A 21309-nucleotide genomic window follows, 5' to 3' on the forward strand; every position below is an offset into this window, starting at 1 on the left:
TTAACTCAAAGCGGGTACACAAACAATGGCGAAATTTTTCAAGCCGACTAAACAACTTAAATCAAGAAAGCACGCTTCCGCTGGTAAACAGCTCGCTCAATTTAGTGGTGTCGCCGAAAAATATGACTTAAGTTTGAAGTCAATTGTGTCTAACCCGCATGGCAAAGTTGCTTTTGTTCCCGGCTTATTAACTGGTGAAACAGCCAAAATAAAACCTCTTACTTATACTGATAAGGTCCTTCAGGGGCAAATCATAGAAATTATCGAAGAAAGTGAAAAACGCATCGCCCCAGAATGTGAGCATTTTGGCACTTGTGGCGGTTGTCAGTTGCAGTATTTAGCTAATGAAGATCAAGTTACTGAAAAAGAAAACGTATTAAAACAGTTAATGGAAAAACAGTTAGGCTCTATTGAAGGTGTTTGGCAACCAGCTATTACAAGCGAATCTTGGGGTTACCGCCGTGCAGCAAGGCTTGCATTGTGGTGGACGGGCAAGAAAAAGCTAACGTTAGGTTTTAGAGAGTCTAAATCTAAACATATTGTAGACATCAACAGTTGCGCAATTTTAGCTCCTGCACTGGAAAAAATAGCCTTAACCATTAAACCAACGTTATTGGAGCTAGAAACTGGACAAAACCTTACGCATATCCAACTCTTTGACTTAGATGATTATCAATGCGCTATTTTACGCGCTACTGAAGTGCTTTCCCTTGCTGACCAGCAACGCCTTATCGACTTTGCTGTTGGCCTTAATGTGCACCTGATTGTGGAATATAGTGATAGTCGCTATGACGTTTTACATCAACATACCGCGGCCAATGGTGAACAACTTCATTATTCAACGGATAACGTAAAATTTGAGTTTTCGCCTAAAGATTTTATTCAGGTAAACCAAGCCGTCAATGACCAAATGGTTCAACAAGCAATGGATTGGCTAAAACCAACTGCAAATGACACGGTTTTAGACTTATTTAGTGGTGTAGGTAACTTTACTTTGCCGCTAGCAAAACGCAGTAAACAAGTAATTGGCGTGGAAGGTGTGAGCAACATGGTAAAACAGCTTAAACATAACGCTCAATTAAATGACTTAACGAATGTTGAAGCTTATCAAGCTGACCTTTCTGTCTTTGACGAAAAACGCCCGCCAACCTGGCTTAAACCGATAGATAAATTATTGCTAGACCCAGCGCGAGATGGCGCTTTGGCCGTTATGCAAACTATCCCTAAAATAAAACCTAAACAAATCTTATATATATCTTGTAATCCAACTACTATGGTAAGAGACTTAAAAATATTGCTAGCGGCAGATTATCAGTTGAAAAAAGCCGGCATTCTTAATATGTTTCCAAATACGGCTCATATGGAAGCTATGGTGTTATTAGAAAAATGAAGTAAGGAATAGGTGTGGTTTCAGTTACCCGAGTTCACAATTTAGAAAACGTATTATCCAGTCACGACATAAATGAGTGGCTGATGAACACGGGCCTCGAATCACACACGGTAGAGGTAATTGGCAATGGCGTAAATTGGCTACTTGCCGAGCAACAATCGCCAAAAGCGCATAAAGTCCATGATACTGACTTTGTCCGCCATGGCTTACAAATTGTTGAGATCATGCTTGAGCTAAGCATGGATGATGAAAGCCTAATTGCTGCTCTGCTGTATCCGTATTATGGCCCTCAAGCCACTGACAAAAAACTCAAAGAAAAAATCACTAACAAGTTTGGTAGCTCTACCTTAGCGCTGCTTGACTCAGTGCGTAAAATGGCAAACTTAGGCTTGTTGTCATCTCGTATAAAACACTCTGCAGCTCAAGCTGAAAAAATCCGTCGCATGCTAACGGCAATGGTGGAAGATGTACGAGCGGTTGTAATTAAGTTAAGTCAGCAAGTTGTTTATCTAAGAGACATTAAAAGTGGCGATGAGGAAACTCGTGTCTTAGCCGCCAAAGAAACTCAAACCATATTTGCGCCACTTGCTAATCGGCTTGGTATTGGTCAGTTAAAGTGGGAACTGGAAGACTATTCATTTAGATATCTGCAGCCTACGGTTTATAAAAACATTGCTTCTAGCCTTGAAGAAAAACGTGCTGACAGACAACAGTACTTAGAAGACTTTGTGAATAGCCTGTCTGAAAAAATGACGGACATTGGCGTCGAGGCTGTGGTTTATGGCCGTCCAAAACACATTTATAGCATCTATAAAAAGATGCAAAAGAAAGACTACGATTTTTCTCAACTATTTGACATCCGCGCAGTGCGAGTGGTTACTCACAAACTACAAGACTGTTATGGTGCATTAGGTGTTATACATACGAACTGGCGACATATTCCTTCTGAGTTTGATGACTATGTAGCAACGCCTAAGCCAAATGGTTATCAGTCTATTCATACAGTGATTATTGGTCCACACGGTAAACCAATAGAAATTCAGATTCGAACGCAAGAAATGCACGAAGAGGCCGAGTTAGGTGTTGCTGCACATTGGCAATACAAAGAAAGCGACAGCAAAAACAAACACGTTAAGATGTCGAGTTATGAAGAGAAAATTGCGTGGCTAAGAAAGTTACTGCAATGGCAAGAGGAGATGGCCGATACCAACGACTTTGCCGAAGAGCTTCATAATCAGGTTGTTGAAGATCGGGTTTATGTATTTACACCAGACGGTGATGTTGTTGACTTACCAAGTGGCTCAACACCGTTAGACTTTGCTTATTATGTGCATACAAATGTTGGCCACCGTTGCATTGGCGCTAAAGTATTTAACCGAATCGTTCCTTTTACTTACCAGCTTAAAACCGGCGATCAAATAGAGATCATTACCGGCAAAGAGCCAAACCCTAAACGTGATTGGCTAAACCCTAACTTAGATTATGTTCACTCTTCTAGAGCGCGAGCAAAAATTCAAACCTGGTTTAAACAGCAAGACAAAGACAAGAATATTGTTGAAGGTAAACAAATGGTTGAGCACGAGCTTAACCGTTTAGATATTGATTGGAGCGAAACGTCCCACGCGGTTGTGCGCTTTAATATGAACTCACTAGATGATCTCCTTGCCGCGATAGGCGCCGGTGACGTTCGCTTATACCAAGTTATTAATTACATCGAGTCCAAGGCAACCAATCAACCTAAACCTGAAATTGATCCTAGGTTAATTCAAAAGCCTCGGAAAAAGTCTAAGAAAAACCAAAATGGCGTGGTTTTGCATGGTGTTGGTAATTTAATGAATCAACTGGCCGGCTGTTGTAATCCAATCATGGGTGATGACATTGTTGGTTATATTACACAAGGTAGAGGCGTAGTAATACATCGCTCGGATTGTGAACAATTTAAGATAGTGATGGATGAGCACCCTGAGCGATTTATTGAAGCATCTTGGGCGGAACAATACTCTGGTGGCTTTGTTGCTAACGTAAAAATATTTGCCAACGACCGAAGCGGATTATTACGCGACATCACCACTATTTTAGCCAATGACAAAGTAAACGTGTTGGCAATGAGCACCGACTCAGACGTAAATAATCAAGTAGTGACAATGGGCTTAAAGTTAGAGGTTTATAATTTGAGTGCGTTTAATAGAGTACTAGATAAAATAAGCCAAGTAGAAGAAGTCATGAAAGTTAAAAGGTCATAGGGCTATAAGTACTAGCACTTTTAGCAAATACAGAGAATTAAAAAATATGATGAACACCGACAAGCCCGCTATCGACAAACTTATATGGATCATGTCTCAACTGCGAGATCCAAACGGCGGTTGTCCTTGGGATTTAAAACAGTCCTTTAAAACCATTGTCCCGCATACATTAGAAGAGGCATATGAAGTTGCTGAAGCGATAGAGCAGGAAGACTTTGAAGAGTTGCCAAAAGAGCTTGGCGATCTTTTATTCCAAGTGGTGTTTTATGCTCAGCTTGGAAAAGAACAAGAACTTTTTGATTTTGAAAAAATTGCCAGCCTCATGTGCGAAAAGCTTATTCGCCGTCATCCTCATGTTTTTGGTGAACTTTCAAACCAAACCCTGAATGACAGTGAAATAAAATACAACTGGGAACAGATAAAAACACAAGAACGAAATGCTAATTCTAAACAGAGTAAAACCTCAGTTCTCGATGATATTCCTAATGCATTGCCTGCCCTAAATAGAGCTTATAAAATTCAAAAACGTGTTGCTCATGTTGGTTTTGATTGGCCCGATGTAAACGGAGCGCTGGATAAAGTAGAAGAAGAGATTGCTGAGCTTCGTGTTGAAATAGAAAAGAACAAAGAGAAAAATAACAGTAATACCAACAAAGAGCGTATTGCAGATGAGCTTGGCGATTTGTTTTTTGCTTTAACAAATGTATCTAGGCATTTAGGGCTAAACCCTGAACAAATAACTCGGCAGGCAAATGACAAGTTCTCAAGACGCTTTAAAGGCGTTGAGCAGCTCGCTGAAGAGCACTCAACACCTCTGTCAGATATGTCTCTAGATGAAATGGAAGAACTTTGGTTGAGAGTTAAGGCTAGTGAGCCTAAATCTTAGTAAAGTTAAACTTGCCACCACCTTGATTTAAAGTGAACCTGTTTCTTGCAGGTTCAAACTCCATTAAAATTGGGCAAAACAGTATAATGAGGTGTTTCATTACTATTCCTTAACTTTATGATTTCTTTTCCACGTCATCAACTAACTCTGTAACTACTTTTTGGGTTAGCTTTACTCGTCCACTGTCAACTAATGCTTTTCGCAAAACAAACTCAATTTGCGCATTTAAACTACGTAACTCATCATCTGACCAGCGCTGCATGGCAAGAAATACGTCTTCATTAATTCGTAGTGGGAAGCTCTTTTTTTTAGTCACTATATACCTTTTAGTTTGTACTTTTTAGCATTTTGAAGAGCAATAAATACACTATCACTCTTCTTTCTAAGTTTAAACTTAGCTACTAATACAGTGAGCCTGCGTTTATAATTGGCTGAGTATTTTGATCACCACATAATACAACTAATAGGTTACTCACCATTGCCGCTTTTCGTTCTTCATCAAGCTCAACAATACCTTTTTCAGACAGTTGCTCTAATGCCATGTCAACCATACCAACGGCGCCTTCCACTATTTTCTCACGCGCTGCGATAATGGCTGTTGCTTGTTGTCTTTGTAACATCGCATTGGCAATTTCAGGTGAGTAAGCCAAATGGCTTATTCGAGCTTCTATGACTTTTACGCCTGCATCTTCTAATCGGCTTTGTACTTCTTTGGATAGCGCATCTGAGATAATTTGAGGATGAGAAACGCAATGCGACTTCGTCTTTTTCATAAATATCATAAGGGTAAGACGTCGCCAAATTCCTTAACGCAGCTTCCGACTGAATGCTCACGTAACTTTCATAGTCATCAACTTCAAACACGGCTTTGGCACTGTCTTCTACTGACCAAACTACCACAGTCGCTATTTCTATCGGGTTACCTTGGTTATCATTAACTTTAAGTTTGCCGCTTTCAAAGTTACGAATGCGTAATGAGATATTTCGGCGTATAAAAAATGGAATGGTCCATCTCAAGCCTGTTTCCTTAACCGTTCCCATATATGAACCAAACATGGTTAACACTCGCGCTTGTTTGGGTTGCACCATAAAAAAACCGGCCCAACTTAAAATCAGTATAGCTGCCGTAACAATTAACAATAGGTCTGCTACTTGAAAAGGGATGCTGATTGACTTTACCGCTCCGATGGTTAATAAAGCCAGCACTGGCGCGGCTACAAAACCATTTACTGAAAAACCACTTTTTTCATTCATATCACTTCCTTAAATAGATATCATTTTGATATCACTTTAGTATCTATTTTTATGAATTGCAAATGATCAATGATCATTTTGTTTGCTTTAACTTTTACCTTAATTAGGTAATTACACTGGAGGTTTTTCAATTATCGCACTATGCTTATAAATCAACTCATGGATAATAATAACTAAATGAAAACAAATTTTTCTAACGATAGTCCTTACAATAATTCTATTGATTCAACAAATATAGACAGTGTTTACAGGCTGGGGTTTGATCATATTGCCGTTGGTATCGCCGTTGTTTCACTTTCCGGCAAGTTTATAAAGATTAACCGTCAACTTTGTGAAATTTTAGGGTATAGCTACAACGAATTAATTGATCTCACGTTTGAAGACTTAACGATGCCTGAAGATATTAAAGAGCGATTGGCATGGTCAAAATCCATTTTGGCTGGTCATACTCGAAAAAACTTCATTCGTGTTAAGCGCTACCGACATAAATTAGGACATTTAGTTTGGGCAAAACTGACGGCTTCACTAGTAAGAGATGAACTTAATAAACCAAGCTTTTTTATTTTTTCGATACAAGATGTGTTTGAGTTAAAAGAAACGGAAGATGCATTAGATGTTGCTTTAGTAAAACTTAGAAACGCCTATAAAGAGATAGACAAACTGTCTTCAATAGATGCAGTTAGTGGTGCACTAAAATATGACGCGTTGAGAAAACAAATCGGATTTAGTATTGAGCAGTTTAATAGACATAAAGTCCCTGCCACTTTAATTTTAACGAATATTGAACAGTTGAAGTCGATCAACAAGTTTTATGGCAAAGAGTATGGCGATAGAGCTCTAAGAGCCGTCGCTTCAAGGTTGCTTGATGAAATTAGAAACAACGATGCCGTTGCTCGCTATTTTGAAGATGAGTTTATTATTGTTTTACCAAATACAGAGTTTAGACCCGCGTTAGATTACATACAGAGAATCAATAGCGACATTACCTTTAGATTGGCTGACGGTTCAGTTAAATCCGTGGAGCTTTCTATTGGTGCCAGCCAAATTGCAGAGCACATTCAAACAAGTAATGATTGGATTCATGAAGCTAAAACAATTATGTTTGAAAATAAGGCAAACAAAAAGCCAGCAGAATAAAATTCATACTGGCTTTAATCGTTTTTAGGTTTTTAAACTAAGTCTATTTTATTTAAATATTCTCAATTTCTACCAACTGTTGCTCTAATTTCTCAAGGCTCTGCTGGTATTCTGCAAGTTTAGCTTGTTCTTTCTCAAGCACTTCTTGCGGCGCATTATCAACAAACTTTTGGTTTGATAGCTTGCCTGTAACACGCTTCAACTCACCTTTGTTTTTATCAATGGCTTTATTCAAACGCGCCATTTCAGCTTCTTTATCAATTAGGCCAGCCATTGGGATTAATACATCCATGCTACCAACAACACCACTTGCTGAAGCTGGTGCTTTTTCGCCGTCAGCTAAAACACTAATGTCTTCTAATTTTGCTAATGCAATTAAGAAGGCTTTATTTTCTTCAAGTCTAGAGAGATCTTGCTCAGACGTGTTTCTTAAAATAACGCTAATCGGTTTATTTGGTGATAAGTCCATTTCGCCACGAATATTACGAATTACTAAAATGAACTGCTTTAACCACTCTACGTCAGCTAAAGCTTTTTCATCAACCGCACTCTCATTATATTGAGGGAACGGACTTAACATGATGCTGTCAGCTTTAGACTCGCCTAAAGACGTTAGTGGAACAACACGCTGCCATATCGTTTCTGTGATAAATGGCATAATTGGATGCATTAATCTAAGCAGAGCTTCTAGCACATCAACAAGCGTTTTACGTGTCGCTTTTTGTTGCGCTTCAGTTCCTTTAAAGATAACTGGCTTAGTTAATTCTAAGTACCAATCACAGAATTGATTCCACGTGAACTCATACATAGCGCTTGATGCTAAATCAAAACGATAAGCGTCTAAGTGACCACGCACTGTTTCAACTGTTTTTTGTAACTGACTTTGAATCCAGCGATCGGCCAGTGAGTATTCTAACTCTGGGCTGTTTGCTGGTAAGTCTTTGCCGCAATCATGCTCTTCAGTATTCATTAGAACATAGCGGCTGGCATTCCAAAGCTTGTTACAGAAGTTTCTATAACCTTCTAAACGCTTCATGTCCCAACTAATATCACGGCCAGTAGACGCCAATGCAGACAAAGTAAATCGTAAAGCGTCAGTGCCACTAGACGTCATTCCTTCAGGGAATTGCTTACGAGTGCTTTTCTCAATTTTTGCTGCTAATTGAGGCTGCATCATGTTACCAGTGCGTTTTTCAACTAACGTTTCTAATTCAATGCCGTCAATAATATCTAATGGGTCAATTACGTTACCCTTAGATTTTGACATTTTGTCGCCGTTTTCGTCACGGATTAGACCCGTCACATAAACTGTTTTAAATGGTACTTGTGGTTTACCGTCTTCATCTTTAATGAAGTGCATGGTCATCATGATCATACGAGCAACCCAGAAGAAAATAATGTCAAAACCGGTTACCAATACGTCAGTTGGGTGGAAGGTTTTAAGATCTTCAATATTGTCTGGCCAACCCATTGTAGAGAAGGTCCAAAGTGCTGATGAGAACCAAGTATCAAGAACATCGTCGTCTTGTCTTAGTGCAACATCATCACCTAAGTTATTTGCTTTTCTAACTTCCGCTTCGCTAGCACCAACATAAACTTTGCCGTCATTGTCATACCATGCCGGGATTCTATGTCCCCACCACAATTGACGTGAAATGCACCAGTCTTGCAACTCACGCATCCAAGCAAAATACATGTTTTCATATTGCTTAGGCACAAACTCAATGTCGCCATTTTGCACAGCTTCTGTGGCTACTTTAGCCATAGATTCAACACGCACGTACCATTGGTCTGTCAACATTGGTTCAATAACAACACCACCACGGTCGCCATAAGGCACCGTTAAGTCATGTTCTTTTATTTCTTCTAATAAACCAATTTCATCCATTGCGGCAACAATCGCTTTACGAGCAGCAAAGCGCTCTAAGCCATGAAATTGCTCAGGGAGTTCTGTACTATACTCGTCGCTTTCTTCGCCATTGGTATTGTAAACATTCGCTTCTTTTCGAATATGACCAGTAAAGTCTAAAACATTAATCATAGGCAATTGATTACGCTTACCTACTTCATAGTCATTAAAGTCGTGGGCTGGCGTGATTTTTACACAACCTGTGCCTTTTTCCATGTCTGCGTGTTCATCACCCACAATTGGAATACGACGCGCAACAAATGGCAATTCAATGAACTTACCGATTAAGTCTTTATAGCGAGGATCTTCTGGGTTTACCGCTACCGCCGTATCACCTAATAAAGTCTCTGGGCGTGTAGTAGCAACTACTACGTAGTCTTTTCCGTCTGCGGTTTTCTGGCCGTCAGCTAATGGATAACGGAAATGCCACATGTGGCCTTTTTTATCTTTATTCTCAACTTCTAAATCAGAAATCGCCGTTTGAAGTTTTGGATCCCAGTTTACAAGTCGCTTACCACGATAAATTAAATCGTCGTTGTATAAATCAACAAATACTTTTTCAACGGCTTTTGATAAACCAGGGTCCATTGTGAAGCGTTCACGTTCCCAATCTACTGAGTTACCTAGTCGACGCATCTGCTTAGTAATATTACCGCCAGACTCGCCTTTCCATTCCCATACCTTATCAATGAATGATTCACGTCCCATTTCAGTACGAGTTGGTTTATTTTCTGCAGCAAGTTTACGCTCTACAACCATTTGAGTTGCGATACCAGCGTGGTCTGTACCAACTTGCCATAATGTATTAAAACCATCCATGCGCTTGTATCGAGTTAACGCGTCCATAATCGTATGTTGGAATGCGTGCCCCATATGCAAACTACCAGTGACATTTGGTGGTGGGATAACAATACTGTAGCTGTCACCTTCGCCACTTGGCTTAAAGTAACCTTTGTTTTCCCATTCTTGATATAGGGTTTGTTCGATGTCGCTTGGATTATAGGTTTTATCCATTTTAAGAAGAGCCTTGAATTATTTTGTTTCGATTAAACGATTGAGTCAGGGATAGGCGAGGTTGTGATTTCAAAACCTGCTTGCTTAAGTGTTTTATAACGTTCGCGTGCTGCGGCTTTACCAACATCATCAGCTGGCACAAAGTCGTGCCACTCAGTTATCCCTTTTAACTGCTGATAAAAATCAGGAATGTGATTGTTCGTATTTACAAAACACTGACGGCGTTGAGGACTTGGCTGCCAATTTATTTCTACCGGAGTACCATAATGTGGGCCTTCTCCTGGTAAATTATGAGGTATGAAGCGGTTTGCTTCAAATTGCCAGAGCCACTCATCTAATTGATGAGCATGATCTTGATCCTGCGCGCCTAACAACACTTTTTTGTGCTGTCGATATAAGTCTGCCGTTAGAACACAGGCATAATGCCAGTGAGGCAAAATATTTTTGGCTTCATCGGTTTGAGGCAAACTATGTTTGTCTGACAACAACCAAAAAATTACGTTCATAACGGCCCAACTTTATAAATTATAAAAACGATTGAGCTTATTGCTCAACCGCGATACCTGCACGGTTCATTAAGAACTGTGTAAGCATAGGAACTGGACGACCGGTTGCCCCTTTATTAGGACCTCCACTTACCCAAGCTGTTCCTGCAATGTCTAAGTGTGCCCAGTTATACTTCTTAGTAAATCTAGACAAGAAACATGCAGCTGTGATGGTTCCTGCATCTCGACCACCTAAGTTAGTAAAGTCTGCAAACGGACTTTCTAATTGGTCTTGATACTCGTCCCATAATGGTAAACGCCATGCTCTATCACCAGATTGCTCTGATGCATTTAATAGCTCGTGCGCTAACGGGTTATGGCTGCTTAATAAACCAGTTGCGTGCTTGCCTAACGCAACAACACAAGCACCCGTTAACGTAGCAACATCTATAACTAACTCAGGGTCATAACGTTCAACATAAGTTAACGCGTCGCATAACACTAAGCGCCCTTCTGCATCAGTATTTAAAACTTCTACCGTTTTGCCTGACATCGTTGTTAAAACATCACCCGGACGATAAGCGTTTGAGCTTGGCATGTTTTCACAGCCCGCTAAAATACCGACAACATTTAGAGGAAGCCCTAGTTCTACTAGTGAGCGCATTGCGCCTAAAACACCAGCGGCTCCACCCATGTCATATTTCATTTCGTCCATTTGAGCAGATGGTTTAATTGAAATACCACCTGAGTCAAATGTTAAGCCTTTACCAACAAGGACAATTGGTGCATCGCCTTCGTTACCACCTTTGTAATCAATGATGGTCATTATAGATTCATTATCACTGCCACGACCAACCGCTAAGTAGGAGTTCATTCCTAGTTCAGCCATTTCTTTTTCGCCAACAGTAGAAACCGATACGTTATCAAATTCTTCTAACGTTTTACCTTGGTCAGCAAGGTAAGCAGGATTACAAATGTTTGGTGGCATATTAGCAACGTCACGACACATTTTTGAACCATTTGATATTGCCAAACTATGTTCAATAGCAGACTCACCTAACGCCAATTCACGACGCGTAGGTACGTTGAATACAAGTTTACGTAGTGGACGGCGAGCTTCGTCTTTTTTGCTTTTAAGCTGGTTAAAGCTATACAAGCTATGCATGGTTGCTTCAACTGCTTGCCTAACTTTCCAATAAGTATCGCGACCTTTTACATGCATCTCAGTTAAGAAGCAAACTGACTCCATTGAGCCGGTTTCGTTTAATGTATCTATAGTTTTCTTAATGATTTGACGATATTGACGCTCGTTTAGTTCACGTTCTTTACCACAACCTACTAATAATACACGTTCGCTAAGAACGTTAGGTACATGATGTAATAATAGAACTTGACCAGGTTTGCCTTCTAAGTCGCCACGACGTAAAAGGTTACTAATATATCCTTCACTAATTTGATCTAACTGTTCCGCTACCGGAGAAAGTCGACGAGGTTCGTAAACACCTACAACAATGCATGCACTGCGTTGTTTTTCGGGACTGCCGCTTTTTACACTAAATTCCATGATCTCTCCAAAAACATAAGTGAACCTTTAGTATTCCACTTAAATTTAAAATTTTTATCGGTGTTTCACTGATTTACCATTATAATCTAGCCTTGCACAAAAGTTTAAGTCTAGAAAAAGGCTTGTTGTCCGATTGTTATAGCATGAGTTTAGCCTGCTATAAAAAAGATTTCTTGCGAAAATAAGAAGTTTACTCAAAAATCGGCATTATTCCAGTAAAAGTACAAGTTTTATAAGGTTTGTGAGTGATAATTTTACGTTACTTAACTGCAGAAATTTTTAAGTCTCAGTTTGCGGTTTTTATAGTTCTTATGAGTATATTCATGAGCCAAACTTTTGTTCGCGTTTTAGCTGACGCAACAGAAGGCAAAATCCCCGGTTATTTAGTGGCATCAATCATTGGCTTACGCTTCCCACAACTTGCGGCTGTAATCCTTCCCCTAAGCGCCTTTTTAGGCGTAATGCTAGCCTATGGTCGACTATACGCTGACCAAGAAATGAGTGTTTTAAAGGCGACGGGCGTTTCCGAGTGGTATGTAGCTAGAGTTGCTCTTTTGTTTGCCACTATGCTTGCAATAGTTGGTGGTGCGATCACTCTATACCTAGCGCCTATTTCAGCTGAATACGAATACCAAGTTAGAGAGAATGCTGCCGCAGAAGGCGTGTTATCAACACTTACCGCCGGGCGATTTCAAAAAGCCGGGAAAGGCGACTCCGTTGTTTTTGTTCATGACATTGAGCGCAGCACATCAGAAATGAAAAAGGTTTTTGTAGCGCAAGCCAGTGAATCGGGTGTAGAGAGCGTTGTTTTTGCACAATCTGGAAAATTACAAGACCTGCCAAATGGCCAGCAAGATTTGATTCTCTCTGCGGGACACCGCTATTATTTTAATGAGCGCTCAGACCTACAACGCCTTAACTTTTCAAAATACCAAATATTAATGGAAGAACAAGCTGTTGAGCGAAGAAGTCGCAATTTAGCAGCAAAGAGCACGATAGAATTAATGAACTCTGATGATGTTGAAGCGCAAGCGGAATTCCAGTGGCGAATTGCTATTCCGTTGACCATTCCAATTTTAGCGCTAATCGCAGTGCCACTTAGCTCAGTAAACCCAAGACAAGGTCGCTTTGGTAAGATTCTACCAGGACTTGTTATTTTCTTTGCCTATTACATTTTACTACTACTAGCAAAGTCAGCCCTTGAAGATGGTCGTATCCCGCTGTCAGTTGGTTTATGGTGGATTCATATTATTGGCATATTTACCGCTACGTTATTGCTACTTCGGGATAGGTCTAGCGGTGGTAAGTTAAGGCAGTTCTGGTTAGCCACAAAGAGTAAACAACGAAAGGAAGCTAATTGATGTTAGGCATGTCTATAATTGAGCGCTACGTAGGCCGCACTGTAATTAGTTCTATCATGGTTACGCTTGGTATTTTAGTGGGGATAAGTTCACTTTTTCGTTTTATCGAGCAATTAAAGTATATCGGTCGTGCCGACTTTACGGCTGTTACAGCGGCTTTATATTCTTTGTTTTTAATACCTCAAGATTTTGAAGCCTTTTTCCCAATGGCGGCCATGATAGGTGGCTTAGTTGGATTGGGAGCTTTAGCGTCTAGTTCAGAGCTTGTTGTTATGCAGGCTGTTGGACTGTCAAAAGGCAATGTGGTTGGTGCCGTTTTAAAAACAAGTACAATTTTAATCCTGGCGATGATGGTATTTTCTGAATGGGGTGTACCTGCATCGATAAAAAAAGCGAATGAATTAAAGACCCAAGCGATAAGTGGCGGTGATATATATGCAGCCGATGAAGGAATATGGGCAAAAGAAGCAGACACATTCGTTAATATCAGGGAAGTAACAGAATCTGGTGAGCTACTTGGTGTTTCTGTATTCGACTTTAACAGCGATTTAAAATTAACGCGTCAACTAAAAGCGGACACTGGCAAGTTTGAAAATAACCAATGGTTACTTGCAAATGTACAAATCAAAGAATGGAACGACCGAGACGTTACAACTTCTTTTAAAGCCGAGCTACCTTGGCCAACGGACTTAGCGCCTAATAAACTTGGCATTGTATCGGTCAAGCCTGAGCGTATGGCACTATCTGAATTAACCGATTATCTAAACTACCTCAATAATAATGGTCAAAATGCGAGTCGATATGAATTAGCGTTTTGGCGTAAGATTTTTCAGCCATTTAATGTTGCTGTAATGCTACTTTTGGCGTTATCGTTTATTTTTGGTCCTCTGCGTTTCTGTCACGATGGGCGCAAGAATCATACTCGGTATTCTCACTGGATTTTCGTTCTTTTTAGTGGACAGAGTGTTTGGCTCAATGGCCCTAGTTTATGAACTTCCGGCAGTATTAGGAGCATTTGCCCCAACCTTTGTATTCTTTTTAATATCCTTGCACCTGCTTACAAAAAAGCAAAAGTAACTAAAGAACTAAGAAGAAAAACAAGAAACGTTTATGCGATGTTCCAATTCCAAAAGGTCCATCGCATTCGGTTTATTTGCTACAGTTATTAGCGCTCTTCGGGATCTTCAATACCACGTAGGTATATCTGCTTATTTTGTTCTTTCGTTAATACTATCATCTCAGTTTTTGTTAATGCATCTTGAACCGATAGCTTTTTCTTTGGATTAACCAGCAACATGAGATTGCCAAGTCCAAACAGTGAGTATGCCGCCCTTTTAAAACTTCTTGTTAGCTCTAAAGGCTGACCATCTAAGCGCTGTAACTTTAAACGCCACGCTCTCATGCCAATTGTTTGCCCGCCATCATGCCAAAACCAGGCGTAAAAGAGCCAAACCCACAAGACTAACTCTACTTGAAACCACGTTTGATCATTTAAATAAGCGGAAGGATCATCATACGACGTCAAATCAAATAGCCCAAAATCGGCTCCGTAAGAGACAATGATTAAATTGATAATAGTGACTAACATTGATAACGCAATCACGGCTAACCAATCATAAACCATTGCGGCCAGTCGTTTAAAAAACCTGCTCTATTATTCGTTTCCAAACTATTTACGTCCAAATATTTCATCTGATAATTCTGAAAGTGTATCAACAAAGCATATTTGCAAAAACCTTTTATTCAAGTTGCATAATATCTATTCAATTAAACCTTCATATAAACAAATAACTTGCATGTGCAATTAGGCTAGTTATAATCCTCTCGCTTCAACGCAATACCATTGCTCTGAAGATTTAAATATAATAGATTCATAATCTATCAAAGAATACGTACTGCCGGTGTGGTGAAATTGGTATACACGACGGATTCAAAATCCGTTTCCTTCGGGAGTGGCGGTTCAAGTCCGCCCACCGGTACCATTCTTTGAAAACAATAACCGACTCAATAGTCGGTTTTTTGTGCCTGAAATTTAGCTTTTGTCCTATTTGGCGACGCACACCTAGTGACACTCACCTAAGAACTCACACTTAATGACTTTCAGAAAGGTAATAAGAAAAAGCTTTGGGCTCATACAGAGCCCAAACAAAGGGTTTACCAGACTTTTAAGCTGGATTTACAAGGAAAAGTGTAACCTGTGCAAAAACTGTCACCAATGAGTTATTGGTCTTCAATTCCTAATGCTGACACCTTATGATATAACATATCATTTTACAATCTATTGAACTGGAATATTTCTAATCAATGAAAATAGCCGCAGTTGTTTTATTCTTTTTAGGTGTTTTTTTTGTGGGCAAAAGTTATGTGCAACTTCCAAATTTAACAGAAACTATAAAAGCTTCGTTAGGCACACATTTGTTGTACTCGACAGATCAAACCGAGTTATTAAAAAGGTTCAATTCGCAGCCATTACAGCGTTTAAAATGGACAGATTTATTACCAAAACTAGAAAAGTCGATCCTTAAGCGTTATCAACAACCTGCATCACAAGGGTCTGAAACCATCGGTCAGGTCAGCGCTCAAGTTTTGCGTTCTATTGAAGCCTCTACTGATGAGAAATACCACGATGCTATGTTTTCAACTAATACTATTGCAAGTTTTGAACAACAGTCAGTCAGTATTGACGGTTTTTATGTGCCAATTGAATTTCACGAAGATAAAACCCCAAGTCTTATCTTTATTGTGCCTTATTACGGCGCTTGCATACATTTTCCACCCCCTCCACCAAATCAAATTATCTTTGCTAGATTAACGCCGGGTTTTACCAGTTCTAGTTTAGAACAGGCGTACAGTTTCAGTGGTATTCTACAGCAAGGTTTATTTGAAGATATTGTAGGCACTTCAGCTTATAAAATGGACATAACAAAAATAGAGACTTATCAGGGGCAACCCGATGATTTTAGATCTCACTAGCCAATTACTTTTTTTAAGGAACTAAATTGAAACATTTAACTGCAATTGCTCTTCTTTTTGGTGCGTATTCTGCCATCGCTAAACCAGCACCAGAAACTATGCCGAACGCCGCCTCTTCAAGTATGGGAAACAAAGAATTAACAATTAGTTCATGGAATATCGAACACTTAGCATATCCAATTAGTGACGGTTGTAGGCCAAGAAGCGAGAGTGAACTTAACGAAATGAAAGCCTACGCACAGTCATTAAACACTGACGTTGTAGGATTGCAGGAAGTCGCATCAAAAGAAGCAATTGAACAGATATTCCCTAAAGAAAACTGGCAAGTCTTTATTTCTGATAGACCAGACAGTGAATCATACAAATGCAGAGAGTCTGGCCGCATGTCTAGTCAACAAAAGGTCGGCTTTGCAGTACGAAAAGGAATTGAGGTACAACAAGTTAAATCTCTACCTGAACTTGCATTAGATTCGAGAGGCTTACGTTACGGTCTTGAGCTTACCATTGAGTCTCCGCATGGCCTTTTATCGATATTAAATGTTCATATGAAAAGTGGCTGTTTTGTTGATGATTATAGTCGTTCAGATTCAAGATCTTGCCAAGTGTTCTCTAAACAGGCTCCTATTTTAGATAGCTGGGTCGAGTCAAAAGAAAAAGCAGGGCTTCCTTATGTCATGGTTGGTGACTTTAATCACAGACTTTCAGCGCCTTACAATAAATTAACCGGTCAATTAACGGTAAATACTGACAATAGCGCCTCAACGTTAGAAAATACAACTGCTGACCTAATTGGTTGTCATCCATACTATCCAGCACCTATCGATCATATTTGGGTTGGTAATCTGTCTTCAAACATAGCCAAAAAAGCGAGTGTAGCTTCATATAAAAATATGGATCCAAAGGCGATGTTAAGCGACCATTGTGCCGTTTCATTAAAACTAACTAAAGAAAAACGTGAGCTGACAAACTCAGTAAAGTGGCATACAACAAGTAAAGAGTACGCCTATTTAACAAGTACAATTTATCAACAAGCAAGTAAACATTTGAACGTTCGTGACTTACCGAATGGCTCATGGTCGGTAGTTATGGATATTGATGAAACGGTTTTAGACAATAGCGCTTACCAGGCAAACCTCGATCGCACAGGCAGTAACTATACTCCGTTGTCTTGGGCAAACTGGGTTCGTTCAGAAAAAGCGACGTTAGTCCCTGGCGTAAAAGAGTTTATTGATACAGTAATAGCAAAGGGCGGAAAACTAGCCTTGATTACTAATCGCGATAGAAAGTTAGACGCTCACACATGGCAAAACATGCGAAGCCTTGGCTTACCTGTGTCTGCTGAAAACACCTGTTTAATAGGAAGAACTGCCGCAGATAAGAAAGCAATTGATCATCAACATATAAAAAATGATAAGGACTTACGTCGCCAGCAAATTGAACAAGGCACAGCAAGTTGTTATGCCTCTAAAGGCAAGCGTAGTAGCCAATTCTCTAATCAAACTATATTGATGCAAATTGGTGATAATATCGAAGACTTTCGTGGTGTTGTTCAACACAAAGTGAATGTTCAAGACTTGATAGCTAAATCAAAAGGTGACCTTATTTTACTACCTAACGCAATGTATGGCTCTTGGTAGCAAACATTTAAATGCCTGTTAAACCCTCTTTTGGATTTAGCAGGCACACACGAATATCAGCTCATTTTTTTTATTACAGAAAGCGGCGCAACTCTCAATACCCAATGCAAAATTGACCATGGCCAGGATGGTACATAGCTATTTTTTGGCTCTTTGTTTATTGATTTAACAAGTGCCTTACAACCCGTTTCTAAGTCAACGATAAAAGGTACATTCTTCACCTTTTCATTGATTTCTGTGCGGATAAAACCAGGGTGTATACAACTTATTTTTATAGGCGTATTCATTACATCTATTCTTATTCCCTCACTCAAAGAGGTAATTGCAGCTTTAGTTGCAGCATAAACCGTCATTGCTCGTCTAAAGCCTCTAACTGCACTAATTGAAGAGATTGTAACCAGATGACCCGCATTTTGTTTCCTAAAAATAGTCATCGCAGCTTCACTTTGCGCTAATGCAGCTACAAAGTTAGTTTCCGCTGTTTGTTTATTTGCCTCAAAGTAACCTGTGCCTATTGACGCCCCTTTGCCCATCCCTGCATTTATGATCACTCGGTCAATTTGTCCCATTGATACTTTAAAGTTTTCAAAAACACTAAAAACCTGCTCGTGGTCGTTAACATCTAATGTTGCTAAATACACATTAATGTTTGGGTTAACATTTAAAAGTGTTTCCTTAAGCTCCTCTAAACGCTCTATTCGTCTGGCACAAAGTGCTAAATTTGCTCCTTGCTTCGCGAATTCAAGGGCCATTCCCATACCCAAACCCGAACTAGCCCCTGTAATCAAAATGTTTTTTCTTATCATTATTATTCTCTTATGTTTTGATTGGTCTCTTTACAAATTCTCAATCTTCAAACTAGGTGTAAGTTATCCTGTTTCTTGTCGACTCAACATCAAAAATACTATGCTCATTTAAAGACGACAGTGTGCAATGGCCAGTTTTAGAATTAACTAAAATTTTAGTTACACCTGCATTTACTAAACTCCAGTTTATATTCATAAATTTTTCGTGCGGCAAGCCTAGCAAATGGCTTGTTATTAGACTTATTGGGCCTCCAGACGTAAATACAACAATGTCACCGTTTCCGTTTAGCCTAATATCCTCAAAACTGCTTAGCACTCTAGCCTTAAACTGTATCCAAGATTCAGCATAGGTTGTTGATGAGTTGCCATCTAACCATTGCTTCATCGCATCTAAAAACACACTCTTAAATTCCTTTTTGGTAAGCTTGTTGGCTTCAAGATAGGCTTTAATACCTGCTGGTGTTCTTAGTTGTGGGTTATAAGCGGCCAAAATGTCTTGGTGGTCATATTCATTCCAACCAGGGTTTATTCTTATTTCTGCACTTCCTGTTTCTAATAAGTTTTCAAAGTGCGCCGCTGTTTGTAGGTGTCTTTGCATGTCACCGCGAACAATAATTTTGAGATTGCCAACACAACTTTTTAAATGAGGCGCTAGCAATTGAGACTGCTCTTCACCTAACGCAGATAAGCAATCGTAGTTTTCCGATTTAGCACTTGCTTGCCCATGCCTAATTAAATAAATCGTAGACACTGTTATTTACCCTTTTTTTTAATTGCCTTTTTACAGCGATGCATTAAATAATGAACAAATATCCAGAAATTTTTGAACGCCGGGTTATCTGTTTGCCCGTTGTGATAGCGAAAATAAATTTGTTGAACAATCGCAGCTAATCGAAACAGTCCATAAACTTCGTAAAATGTGAAGTCATCAACTTTAAGCCCCATTTTTCTTGTGTAATATTCAATTACTTCGTTGCGAGTCAACATTCCCTCTAAGTGTGTAGGTTGACGTCTAGTAGCTTGAGCAAGAAAATCGTCACCCGGCTCTACCCAATAGGCTAAAGTATTTCCTAAATCCATGAGCGGATCACCTAAGGTAGCTAGTTCCCAGTCTAATACTCCAACAACTTTTGTGTAGTCCGCGGGGTCTAGTACTACATTGTCAAAGCGAAAATCGTTATGAGTTAAGCAAATAGTTTCCCGCGCTGGCATATTGTTTTCTAGCCATTCCATGATCCAATTCCCACTAGGAACATTCCATGTTTTTGCCTGACGATACCGGCTACTCCAACCTTGAACTTGTCGCTTTATATATCCATCCCCTTTAGCTAAATGCTCGAGACCTGCTGCTTTATAATCAACTTGATGTAACTCTATAAGGCAATCTAGAACGTTTTTACAAAGTTGTTCAGTTTGTAGCTTGCTTGTTGCCAAACCTCTAGGTAAATTTTTTCTTGGAATAATTCCTGTTAACTTTTCCATTACATAAAAGTCTGTACCTAAAACGCTCTCATCTTCACAAAAAGCAATCATATTCGGTACATACTTATAAACAGGTTTTAATGCCGACTGCAACCTAAACTCTCGTCCCATATCGTGGGCACCTTTAGCCTTAGTGCCTTTAGGTGCGCGACGCAATATTAAGGATTTATCAGGGTAATCTAAACAATAGGTCCAGTTAGAAGCCCCTCCGGAAAACTGAGTGACTTCTGCGTTTCCACTTAAATCGGCTATTTCACTTTTTAACCAAACATTCACAGTCGAAAGAGGTAACTCTTCACCAGCCCTTACATCGTTGCCTTTGTCTATAATGCTTTTATCCATGACTTATCTCTTCTTACTGTTATTTTTTAAAAAGCCAGCCGTTTGTTTTAACAAAATTTTTATATATAACTGATTCGGTAACCATCGTTTAAGACGAAAGGCTTTAATGCCCTCTTTGTGAGTGATGATTAAGAAACGCTTTTGTTCAACTTGGGTAACAACTTTATCCGCAATTTGTTGAGAGGTAAGTTTCTGCTCGATCAAATACCTTTGACATGAACTTTCGTACTGACGGCTCAGTGGTACGCAAAGACTCTTCTAGGTTAGTCTTAAAAAAGCTAGGGCACACAACACTGACATCAACATTATACTGGCTGAGCTCCAGTTTCATTGTTTCTGACAAGCCAACTACTGCTGCTTTTACGGCGTTATAGCTGCTCATTAAAGGGATCGGTGTTAAACCAGCTTGCGATGCAATATTTACAAAATAACCATGACCTTGCTGTTTAAAATCATCTAAAAAAACTTGGCTTATTCTTACCATCCCAAGTAAGTTTATATCCAATATCCATTGCCACTGCTCTATCGATTCACTTTCCAATGAACCACCAGTAGCAACACCTGCATTATTATAAATGACGTCAACACCTTGCCACCGCTCTGAAAGGGCAACTCTAAGTGTTTGAATATCACTTATTTCCGTTATATCACAAGGTTGATAGAACGCCTCTACACCCAAGTGCATCAAGTGCTGCACAGTTTCATTAGCCCTTGCGCTATGGATATCGGCTATACAAATTTTTGTATTTGGCTTTTTTTGATTAGCTATACTTATTGCGAGCGACTTCCCCAGCCCCGAAGCCCCACCGGTAATTAAATATCTCAT

The 21309-nt window shown here is 39.6% G+C and carries 19 protein-coding genes, 1 tRNA gene and 1 pseudogene; 10 read left to right on the forward strand and 11 right to left on the reverse strand.

From position 1 onward, the window contains the following. Positions 1–25 precede the first annotated feature (25 nt). The 3 genes from rlmD to mazG are packed head-to-tail and all read left to right on the forward strand — an operon-like array spanning position 26 to position 4519. Positions 26–1390, forward strand: coding sequence for a 23S rRNA (uracil(1939)-C(5))-methyltransferase RlmD (gene rlmD, locus GNP35_RS10860; RefSeq protein ID WP_155696144.1), 1365 nt, complete (start codon positions 26–28; stop codon positions 1388–1390). Between the two features lie 14 nt (positions 1391–1404). Next, complete coding sequence (gene relA / locus GNP35_RS10865; protein WP_330997791.1) at positions 1405–3633, forward strand: GTP diphosphokinase; 2229 nt, start codon at positions 1405–1407, stop codon at positions 3631–3633. Between the two features lie 46 nt (positions 3634–3679). After that, positions 3680–4519, forward strand: coding sequence for a nucleoside triphosphate pyrophosphohydrolase (gene mazG / locus GNP35_RS10870; RefSeq protein WP_196492495.1), 840 nt, complete (start codon positions 3680–3682; stop codon positions 4517–4519). A gap of 115 nt (positions 4520–4634) precedes the next feature. On the opposite strand, the gene GNP35_RS10875 is transcribed toward mazG, so the two are convergent. The 3 genes from GNP35_RS10875 to GNP35_RS16325 all read right to left on the reverse strand — a co-directional run bounded on the left by GNP35_RS10875 (position 4635) and on the right by GNP35_RS16325 (position 5773). Continuing rightward, the gene (locus GNP35_RS10875; protein ID WP_155696145.1) at positions 4635–4835 is read right to left on the reverse strand and encodes a type II toxin-antitoxin system antitoxin; all 201 of its coding nucleotides are present in this window, start codon (positions 4833–4835) and stop codon (positions 4635–4637) included. Between the two features lie 85 nt (positions 4836–4920). Beyond that, positions 4921–5253: an SPFH domain-containing protein gene (locus GNP35_RS15775; protein ID WP_330997849.1), complete on the reverse strand. Its 333-nt coding sequence runs from the start codon at positions 5251–5253 to the stop codon at positions 4921–4923. Further along, positions 5153–5773, reverse strand: a complete 621-nt coding sequence (locus GNP35_RS16325) for an SPFH domain-containing protein (protein WP_330997792.1) — start codon at positions 5771–5773, stop codon at positions 5153–5155. The genes GNP35_RS15775 and GNP35_RS16325 overlap by 101 nt, the downstream gene beginning before the upstream one ends. 177 nt (positions 5774–5950) lie before the next feature. On the opposite strand from GNP35_RS16325, the gene GNP35_RS10885 reads away from it, so the two are divergent. Next, the gene (locus tag GNP35_RS10885; protein WP_155696146.1) at positions 5951–6910 is read left to right on the forward strand and encodes a GGDEF domain-containing protein; all 960 of its coding nucleotides are present in this window, start codon (positions 5951–5953) and stop codon (positions 6908–6910) included. A 52-nt stretch (positions 6911–6962) separates the two neighbouring features. Here the strand turns inward: GNP35_RS10885 and GNP35_RS10890 are convergent, their stop codons facing one another. The 3 genes from GNP35_RS10890 to pepA are packed head-to-tail and all read right to left on the reverse strand — an operon-like array spanning position 6963 to position 11882. Further along, positions 6963–9833, reverse strand: a complete 2871-nt coding sequence (locus GNP35_RS10890; protein WP_155696147.1) for a valine--tRNA ligase — start codon at positions 9831–9833, stop codon at positions 6963–6965. Positions 9834–9865: 32 nt separating this feature from the next. Then, positions 9866–10339 carry a DNA polymerase III subunit chi gene (locus GNP35_RS10895; RefSeq protein WP_155696148.1) on the reverse strand — a complete coding sequence of 158 codons (474 nt, stop codon included), beginning with the start codon at positions 10337–10339 and terminating at the stop codon, positions 9866–9868. Positions 10340–10376: 37 nt separating this feature from the next. Beyond that, entirely contained in the window at positions 10377–11882 is a 1506-nt protein-coding gene (pepA, locus tag GNP35_RS10900; RefSeq protein ID WP_155696149.1) for a leucyl aminopeptidase, read from the reverse strand. A 245-nt stretch (positions 11883–12127) separates the two neighbouring features. Here pepA and lptF point away from each other — a divergent pair, with 245 nt between their 5' ends. From lptF to GNP35_RS16575, 3 genes are read left to right on the forward strand one after another with little or no spacing between them, the layout of a single operon-like run. Continuing rightward, complete coding sequence (gene lptF / locus GNP35_RS10905; protein ID WP_330997793.1) at positions 12128–13243, forward strand: LPS export ABC transporter permease LptF; 1116 nt, start codon at positions 12128–12130, stop codon at positions 13241–13243. Next, positions 13243–14235: an LPS export ABC transporter permease LptG gene (lptG, locus tag GNP35_RS10910; protein WP_155696150.1), complete on the forward strand. Its 993-nt coding sequence runs from the start codon at positions 13243–13245 to the stop codon at positions 14233–14235. Before lptF ends, lptG begins: the two co-directional genes overlap by 1 nt. Next, entirely contained in the window at positions 14207–14320 is a 114-nt protein-coding gene (locus GNP35_RS16575; protein ID WP_414153694.1) for a hypothetical protein, read from the forward strand. Before lptG ends, GNP35_RS16575 begins: the two co-directional genes overlap by 29 nt. A gap of 88 nt (positions 14321–14408) precedes the next feature. Here GNP35_RS16575 and GNP35_RS10915 read toward each other — a convergent pair whose 3' ends face one another. Then, positions 14409–14876 (reverse strand): RDD family protein, encoded by a 468-nt coding sequence (locus tag GNP35_RS10915; protein ID WP_269139955.1) that lies wholly within the window; start codon positions 14874–14876, stop codon positions 14409–14411. Positions 14877–15140: 264 nt separating this feature from the next. On the opposite strand from GNP35_RS10915, the gene GNP35_RS10920 reads away from it, so the two are divergent. From GNP35_RS10920 to GNP35_RS10930, 3 genes are all read left to right on the forward strand, one after another. Beyond that, positions 15141–15225: transfer RNA gene (locus tag GNP35_RS10920), tRNA-Leu, on the forward strand. Positions 15226–15547: 322 nt separating this feature from the next. Next, positions 15548–16216, forward strand: a complete 669-nt coding sequence (locus GNP35_RS10925; RefSeq protein ID WP_155696152.1) for a DUF3299 domain-containing protein — start codon at positions 15548–15550, stop codon at positions 16214–16216. Between the two features lie 26 nt (positions 16217–16242). After that, the gene (locus GNP35_RS10930) at positions 16243–17853 is read left to right on the forward strand and encodes an HAD family acid phosphatase (protein ID WP_155696153.1); all 1611 of its coding nucleotides are present in this window, start codon (positions 16243–16245) and stop codon (positions 17851–17853) included. A 56-nt stretch (positions 17854–17909) separates the two neighbouring features. Here the strand turns inward: GNP35_RS10930 and GNP35_RS10935 are convergent, their stop codons facing one another. From GNP35_RS10935 to GNP35_RS10950, 4 genes and pseudogenes are all read right to left on the reverse strand, one after another. Then, complete coding sequence (locus tag GNP35_RS10935; RefSeq protein WP_155696154.1) at positions 17910–18659, reverse strand: SDR family oxidoreductase; 750 nt, start codon at positions 18657–18659, stop codon at positions 17910–17912. A 52-nt stretch (positions 18660–18711) separates the two neighbouring features. Further along, positions 18712–19410: a histidine phosphatase family protein gene (locus GNP35_RS10940; RefSeq protein ID WP_155696155.1), complete on the reverse strand. Its 699-nt coding sequence runs from the start codon at positions 19408–19410 to the stop codon at positions 18712–18714. A 2-nt stretch (positions 19411–19412) separates the two neighbouring features. Then, positions 19413–20483, reverse strand: a complete 1071-nt coding sequence (locus GNP35_RS10945) for a phosphotransferase family protein (RefSeq protein WP_155696156.1) — start codon at positions 20481–20483, stop codon at positions 19413–19415. 3 nt (positions 20484–20486) lie between these two features. Further along, a pseudogene (locus GNP35_RS10950) lies at positions 20487–21309 on the reverse strand (SDR family oxidoreductase).

The organism is Psychrosphaera haliotis, from assembly GCF_009728465.1.
Classification (GTDB): domain Bacteria; phylum Pseudomonadota; class Gammaproteobacteria; order Enterobacterales; family Alteromonadaceae; genus Psychrosphaera; species Psychrosphaera haliotis.